This window comes from Candidatus Magnetaquicoccus inordinatus (assembly GCF_004217665.1).
Lineage (GTDB): Bacteria > Pseudomonadota > Magnetococcia > Magnetococcales > Magnetaquicoccaceae > Magnetaquicoccus > Magnetaquicoccus inordinatus.
This window is the reverse complement of record NZ_RXIU01000071.1, coordinates 1-7,328: the sequence shown is the minus strand read 5'-3', so window position 1 is coordinate 7,328 and position 7,328 is coordinate 1. Positions and strand designations below refer to the sequence as shown.

Annotated in this window: 8 protein-coding genes; 4 read left to right on the top strand and 4 right to left on the bottom strand. The window is 50.7% G+C overall.

The window, feature by feature from the left end; translation table 11 throughout:
• The 4 genes from EJP87_RS17730 to EJP87_RS07165 form a co-directional block, all read right to left on the bottom strand.
• Nucleotides 1-2,389 (bottom strand): sensor histidine kinase (locus tag EJP87_RS17730; RefSeq protein WP_193771210.1); only part of this gene is annotated, 2,389 nt, incomplete at its 3' end.
• A gap of 125 nt (nucleotides 2,390-2,514) precedes the next feature.
• Entirely contained in the window at nucleotides 2,515-3,072 is a 558-nt protein-coding gene (locus EJP87_RS07175) for an SPOR domain-containing protein (RefSeq protein WP_130471182.1), read from the bottom strand.
• Nucleotides 3,069-3,431, bottom strand: coding sequence for a hypothetical protein (locus EJP87_RS07170; protein ID WP_130471181.1), 363 nt, complete (start codon nucleotides 3,429-3,431; stop codon nucleotides 3,069-3,071). Before EJP87_RS07170 ends, EJP87_RS07175 begins: the two co-directional genes overlap by 4 nt.
• Nucleotides 3,432-3,520: 89 nt before the next feature.
• Nucleotides 3,521-4,108: a hypothetical protein gene (locus tag EJP87_RS07165; protein ID WP_130471180.1), complete on the bottom strand. Its 588-nt coding sequence runs from the start codon at nucleotides 4,106-4,108 to the stop codon at nucleotides 3,521-3,523.
• 191 nt (nucleotides 4,109-4,299) lie between these two features.
• Between EJP87_RS07165 and EJP87_RS07160 the strand changes: the two genes are divergently transcribed.
• The 4 genes from EJP87_RS07160 to EJP87_RS07145 all read left to right on the top strand — a co-directional run.
• Nucleotides 4,300-4,716: a DUF420 domain-containing protein gene (locus tag EJP87_RS07160; protein ID WP_130471179.1), complete on the top strand. Its 417-nt coding sequence runs from the start codon at nucleotides 4,300-4,302 to the stop codon at nucleotides 4,714-4,716.
• A 236-nt stretch (nucleotides 4,717-4,952) separates the two neighbouring features.
• Complete coding sequence (locus EJP87_RS18435) at nucleotides 4,953-5,252, top strand: hypothetical protein (protein WP_130471178.1); 300 nt, start codon at nucleotides 4,953-4,955, stop codon at nucleotides 5,250-5,252.
• A 28-nt stretch (nucleotides 5,253-5,280) separates the two neighbouring features.
• Nucleotides 5,281-5,817, top strand: a complete 537-nt coding sequence (locus tag EJP87_RS07150; RefSeq protein WP_130471177.1) for a cupredoxin domain-containing protein — start codon at nucleotides 5,281-5,283, stop codon at nucleotides 5,815-5,817.
• 18 nt (nucleotides 5,818-5,835) lie between these two features.
• A partial coding sequence (locus EJP87_RS07145) for a cbb3-type cytochrome c oxidase subunit I (protein ID WP_130471176.1) occupies nucleotides 5,836-7,328 on the top strand: 1,493 nt, incomplete at its 3' end.

Here is a 7,328-nt window from a genome sequence, read left to right as displayed (position 1 = left end):
TATCTTCCACCTGAAACTGCAACTCCACTTTGCCTTCCCATTGGCGCAAACAGCGAATACTGATAACAATATCGCCTTTTTCAGTAAATTTGATGGCGTTGGCTGTCAAGTTGGTTAAAATTTGACCTAAACGCAAAGGATCGGCAAGCAGTTGCGTGGGCACATCCTTGCTGCGGGAAAACAGCAAAAACAACCCTTTTTCCTCAGCCTTGACACAGACCATGTTGGCCAGGTTTTCCATGATTTCGTCCAGATTGCATGGTACCGACTCCATGCCCATCTCTCCGGCCTCAATCTTGGAAAAATCAAGAATATCATTGATAATGCCCAACAATGTATGGGCTGAATAGTGAATTTTACTGACATAATCATGCTGGGTGTCGCTTAAGGAGGTGCGCAAGGTCAGATAGCTCATGCCGATTACCGCATTGATTGGCGTGCGGATCTCATGGCTCATATTGGCTAAAAATTGCGACTTGTATTCACTGGTACGTTGCAGTTGCTCGATAGTCTTGTTCAATTCACTCTGACTTTGAATCAATGCCTCTTTTTGTTCCATGGTTTGGTTCAAAAGAGCACGATTGCGCAAAATGGATTGAATACCCGCTATCGCCACAGCAATGGCCCCGGCCACACGCATGGCAAAATCAAGATAGGCAGCAGAAAAGGGTTGGATACGTCCCAGAGTAATGACACCATAGGGTTGATCATTTTGCAACAAAGGCAGAGCCACCACAGAGCTGGGCAGCAGATCCATCACCCCGGTACGAATCACAAAACAATCCGCAGGAATCTCTGTCAATATCTTCATCGTGCGCTCTTCGAGCACAGCGGCCAACCATCCTTCCCGACTATCCAATCTTTCAGGAAGATCGGTCAGCGCCAAAGCATGGCTGGAGTGCAAACGCAAACTGCCATCCTCCTCCAACAGATAGAGACTTCCCACCTGGGCATCCATGGCACGAATTAAAAAATGCAAACCCGCATGGCATAAGGTATCAATGTTTTCTGCCTCACGCATCGCCCGGTTCAACTGCACAAAACTGCGCTCCTGATTCAGGCGAAGCTGCACCTGCTCATGCTCTTTGCTGCGCAAGGAGACCAGATCCCGTCCCATTTGCCGCATGGCTTGCACCAAACGGTTGATCTCCACAATCGGCGAGGTGGCTACAATCTCCTCTTGCCATTCATTCCCTTGGCCAATCCGCGTAATCAAATCGGTGGTCACCGTCAGAGGACGCACCAAAAATGCCCGTATCCAGGCCAATACCAGAGCACTGAGCAGCACCACCGCGCAACTGACAACGATCAAAAGCCGATTCTGAATCGAGTCCACCTCGGAAACAAACTCTTTGGAGGGGATCACCGTGCCAATCAACCAATCATTGTGAATGGAAGGAGCCAAAGTGACCAAATATTCCTCACCATCCACCTGGGCGACATGGTTGCCCACACTGTGCACACCAGTCAGATCCCACTGATCCAAAGCCTTGGCAGCAACCCGCAACATGGAGGCTTTGGCATTGGCCAAACGACCCAAGCGCAGCTTTTCACCGACATTATCGGTAACCACCACCTCCCCCGCATCCTGGTAGGCAATCAACTCCGCACGCCGGTTGATGATGAAACTGATACCGGTTTTGCCCACTTCGATGGTACTTAAATATTTGGATATTTGATCGAGCTCAATGCCGATGGCAATCACCCCGATCAATTGCCCTTGTTTTTCCAAGGGCATAGCCACATCGATACCCGGTTTTTGACTGGAGGCATAGATATAAACATCTGTCCAGACCCGTCGTCCTGCCCGCACTGCATCCCGATACCAGGCACGGTCAGGTGCAAAATATTTTTGCTCACTAATCAGGGTATTGGTCAGATGCAGCAATTCACCATCGCGCTGAAAAATACGATCTGTACTTTTCGCCACTTTCAGATCCGGATTCCACACCCGATCAACAGCACGAAAGCGCTCGGCACTTTGTCGTTGTGCACCAAAAAAATTGCCATTCGGAAAACCAAACGTGACCCAGGAAAAAGTGGGATTGGATTGCAGGGCAGCCAAAAAGAAGGTCTCTCTTGCCGAATTGTCATTGAGATCAACCACATTTTCGACAAGCAACTTGTGCAATAATTTTAACTCTGCAGTCGCCCCACCCAACAAGAGACTGATTTCATAGGCAATCTCACTGGTAATCCGATTGCCCAGGCGGTGCGCCAATTCAAAGATGCTTTGATGAAAGACAGTACGCCAAGAGAGATGGAAGACAGTAGCCGTCGCTAAAACGGCAACCAACATAATGATGGCGGGGATTTTTCCGAGAGCGATCTGCCAGCGACGAGATCGCAAGAAAATCTTGTTGGATGGAGTGTTACCCTGCTGCGACATCGAAAAACCCCTAATCCTCAAAACGTGGAGGGGCATGGGGGCTGGTCAGCCCCCACTTGAGCGCAGCCATTATACACAAAAACGGCCAGTCATAAAAGCAACTCTCAACAAATCAGCAAAACTTGCTATTTGCCAGAAGAGTTTTGCTTGGGACCATGTGCCAAAACAATACCTTGCAGACCCAAATGGTCACGAATGGTATCGGAGGCAGTGAACGCTTGATCCTGAACTTGGTATGGCCCGGCATGCAGTTGGGTATAGGTTACTCCGTTACTGACAGCGGGAGACAAGAAGAAAGGCAGTCCCAGCTTTTGCAGTGCCGATTCCATCTGTTCTGCCTCTTCCGCTTTCAAAAAGCTACCCACATGCACCGAATAGCCACCAAGCATGACGCGAGAGACTTCCGCCTGACCAGGACGGGCCGCGGCAACGGCTGGCACAGGAACGCCGGCGGGCGACTCAATGATGCGTGCAGGCTGCATGGGCACCACCTGTGCCTCTTGCACTACCTCTTGTTTTGGCAAGGAGTAGACAAAACTGCCATCCCCATAGGGATAATAGGCCAAATAGCCAGGATAGTAGATTGTCTCTGCCCAGAGCGCCGGCATGGCAGTCAAAAAGGAGAGCCCCAGAAACAGCAAAAAAGCGCTGCTGCGGCGTTGCCACAGTTGACTATTGATCATTGTTCGCCTCCTCCATAGACATCATGTGGCCGAGATTGTACCACTACCGGACGAACCGGGACGGTCTGCACCGGCATGCCGCTCAAAGCATGCTGCGCCTGCACCGGATAGCGCCCCTCGATTGTGGGCACCGAAGCATAGACAATGGCCGGCAGATGCGCCCAGGAACGAGGCGTATAATCATAAACAGCCAAACCATTGCCTGGCCGTTTTACCGCAGGCGCAGCCTCTGACCGAAACCACTCTTCCCAAAACCATTCAGCCTGAGCCACAGCGGGCAGCGTCAGCAGAGTCCAAGCCAGCAACAACCCAGCCAACCGCATAGCAATATTGCCTGACCTTTGCACTTCTCTTCTCACAACAGCCTCCTATAAATTTAAGTCAGCATGGAGCTGATCCCAAAAGGTCACTATTCCGCCATTTGTGCAATGGCAGAGAGCATACCAGGTTATTTGGGCGGCAAGGTATCGCTATCTGCTGCTGCAGGCTTTGCCGTTGCCTTGCTGGATGCCTTTTTCACTTTTGTCGGAGCAACAACGCAGGGTGCCGTATTGGCTTTTTTAACTGCCGTCCGTTTTTTTACGACTGCTTTTTTCTTTTTGCTCACTGCTTTTTTCTTGATCCCACTTTTTGCTTTCCCTACAGATGCCTTTTTAGTGGCAGCAGAAGGAGCATAGACTACAGCCGCCGAATCGCGAGCTGGAATACCAAACTCTTTTGGCTGTCCCAAGCCAGAGGGTACAGCAGGCCGATCACTGCGCAAACTGCCTAAAGGCGGAGGCACGGTCTGCACAGCTTGCGCTGGCCGCGATTTCATGGGCGATGCCGGTTCCAGAGGCAAATCCAATGTCAGATCGGAACGTTGAACCGGAACGGTTTCAGTGACACGCGGCGCACAAGCGGTCAGCAGCAATGCTGTGCACAACAAGGCAGCCATCCGCGACAAACCTTTTGCACTCCCCTCTTCCCCCGTGCCGATCCCTTGCGGGGCAAAATAATTTGTTATTCTACTCGACATCATAACCCATCCTTTCATTTGCCCTCTCTCCCTTGACACACAGCGGTGCCTCGCGCATCCTCACAGCCATCGCTCCTGTCTGCCATGATACCCCTCTAGATGAGAAGTGTATCGGAAAATCAGGGGTGTTGTTAAGGATATTTCAACATGACGATAACCTCTGACGCTGCTTTTTTTGTCAACCCTTCTCTAGATACCACCTGAATACCATGATCAGCCTGATGCCACACTGGAATACTTTCCTTAATCTGCTCTCTCTCAATTTGGCTCTCATGGGCTTTTTTGCGATTCGTGCTGCTCAGGAACAGCGTCACAAAAAATGGATGATTGCCGCCATTGTCACAGCCACCCTGTTTTTGCTCTCCTATTTAATCTATCACGCCCAACAGGGAATCACCCCTTTTCCCGGTCAAGGAGCCATCCGCACCTTCTATTTCAGCCTGTTGATCATCCATGGCCTGACCGCTGTGATTACTGGTATCCTTTTGCCCTTCACCCTCTATTATGCTCTGCGGCAACGCAGAGATATACATAAAAAATGGGCAAAATGGACATTATTGATCTGGATATTTGCCTCTTTGAGTGGCCTGCTTGTCTATCTGATGGTCTATCATTGGCAACCCTGAAAACATACGTACCGAATAATAACGCCTCCCTGAGGCAGTTTTGCACAGTCGTGTGCTCCATTCCATACGCTGGAATCGCTGCGCATACTCCTCCCCGTATCCTGCCGCAGAACCAGGAGTTTTTAACTTATCGCAAATTCTGAATACAAAAAAATATTTCAGCGAATTAACACAGATCAATTATTTTTTCTTGCTATGGTGAGACCCTCGCATAGTTTGAAACGCGGTGAGTCTGCATGCCCCGTTTTCTGACCTGTGGAGTGTCGCTTTGCCCATTGCACGGCATGCTCATCCACAGTACCGTTGCAGTAGATGACTTTGTCGTGTTCTGGCCCGTTCCAGTGCTTGTTTTTAACAACTTTCTATCCAAGAGGGAAAGAAATAACATGGAGATTTCGCGTAACGAGCCGGTTCCCGGCATGCAAAAACTGCTGGATAATCCTTTTGCCTTACTGGCCCTTGGTGTGGGAATGCCAACTGTTCTGTATCTCTTCTGGGGGCTCATCGAACTCATCAATATCCCTGTAGCCAAATAATGGTAAAGAAAAAGAAGGAGCGTAATCTATGAGTCTTACCCCTCCCAATCAAATTATCTGGTGGAAAGAGCCCATCCACAGAATCGAAATCACCTGGATTATTCTTGCCCTCTCCTGGTGTTTGGTTCTCTTCCTGTGGATGCCTTACTGGCATGTTTTTGGAAATCAAAACCTCTCCAATGAATCTTATCGCATCAAACCAGAAGCCTTTGAAGCAAAAGCCAAGGCCATGGCCGATAAATATACTGTGCGTAAAGAGACCAAAATGGATATTCCTGTGGTCAAACCACCACCGGGTAGCGATGTCTATCTGGTCTCGCGCATGTGGCAATGGTGGCCAATCCTGGAGCTGGAAAAGGATAAGAGCTATCGCCTGCATGTCACTTCCCTGGACTGGCAGCACGGCCTCTCCATTCAACCCGTCAATATCAATGTTCAGATTCTTCCTGGCTACGAAACGGTTATGAATATCAGTCCCAATCAGGCAGGGGAATATGGCGTGGTCTGCAACGAATTCTGCGGAGTTGGCCACCACACCATGCTGGGCAAAATTTACGTGAAATAAGAGAGGATAAGGTAAATCATGGCCGCAAAAATGTTTCGTAAATGTCCTGACTCAGGACTCTATTTTCATAAAACCGCCGAATCCTTGATGAAAGCTCATGCCGTTCTCGGCGTGGTTTATCTGTTGATCGGTGGTGTTCTGGGCCTGCTCGTCGCTGCTACCCGCGCCCCTGGCATCCATCTGCTCAGTGCAGAAGCCTTCTATACCGCACTGACTGCGCATGGTACGGCAATCTTGATCTATTGGATCATCTTCTTTGAAATAGCAGTGCTCTACTTTGCCTCCTCGACGTTGCTGCGTTGCCGACCGGCTACGCCCACCTTCGGTTGGCTTGGTTTCCTGCTCATGGTGATCGGCTCGGTAATGAGCATGGTCGCATTTGCCCGTGGCAACTCCAGCGTGATGTTCACCTCCTACGTTCCCATGCCGGCAGAGCCCATTTTTTATCTGGGTCTGATCCTCTTCGCCGTGGGAGCCTTGATCGGCTGTTTCGTCTTTCTGGGCACCCTGGTTATCGCCAAGCGCGAACAAACCTATGACGGTTCGGTCCCCTTGGTTACCTTTGGTGCCATCACCGCTTGTATCATCGCCGTCTTTACCATCGCCAGCGGCGCCGCCATCCTGCTGCCCACCTTCTTGTGGTCCGTAGGTTTGATCAACAATATTGATCCCGCCATCTATCGCCTCTTCTGGTGGGGTATGGGTCACTCTTCGCAACAAATCAACGTTTCGGCTCACGTCGCCATCTGGTATGCCATTGCCGCCATCCTCTTCGGCGCCAAACCCATGTCGGAAAAGGTCAGCCGTGGCGCTTTCTTGCTCTACATCCTCTTCCTGCAACTGGCCAGTGCCCATCACTTGCTGGTTGATGCTGGCCTCAGCGCAACCTGGAAGGTGTTCAACACCAGCTATGCCATGTATCTGGCGGTTCTGGCCAGCATGATCCATGGTCTGACCGTTCCGGGTGCCATCGAAGTGGCGCAACGGAAAAAAGGTTATACCAACGGTCTCTTTGAGTGGCTCAGAAAAGCTCCTTGGGGCAATCCTGTCTTCTCCGGCATGTTCATGTCCTTGATTGTCTTCGGCTTCATTGGTGGTATCACCGGCGTGGTCATGGGTACCGAGCAGATCAACCTGATTATCCATAACACCATCTTTGTCCCCGGCCACTTCCATGCCACAGTCGCTGTCGGCACCACCTTGGCCTTTATGGCAATCACCTACTTGCTGATCCCGGTGCTGTTCCGTCGTGAACTGATCCTGCCCGGTATGGCCAAATGGCAACCCTATATCTTTACCGCCGGCATGCTGCTGTTGATCCTCTTCATGCTTGGTGCTGGTACCTTGGGTGTGCCCCGTCGTCACTGGGATATCAACTTTGCTGATGCTGCTGTTCAGTATCAGTTTGCTGGTAGTGCCATTGCCATGATGGGTGTTGCCGGTATGGGTGGTATTCTGGCTGCTGTCGGTGGAGCGCAATTCTGCCTGATTGCCGTCGGCTCCCTGGTCTT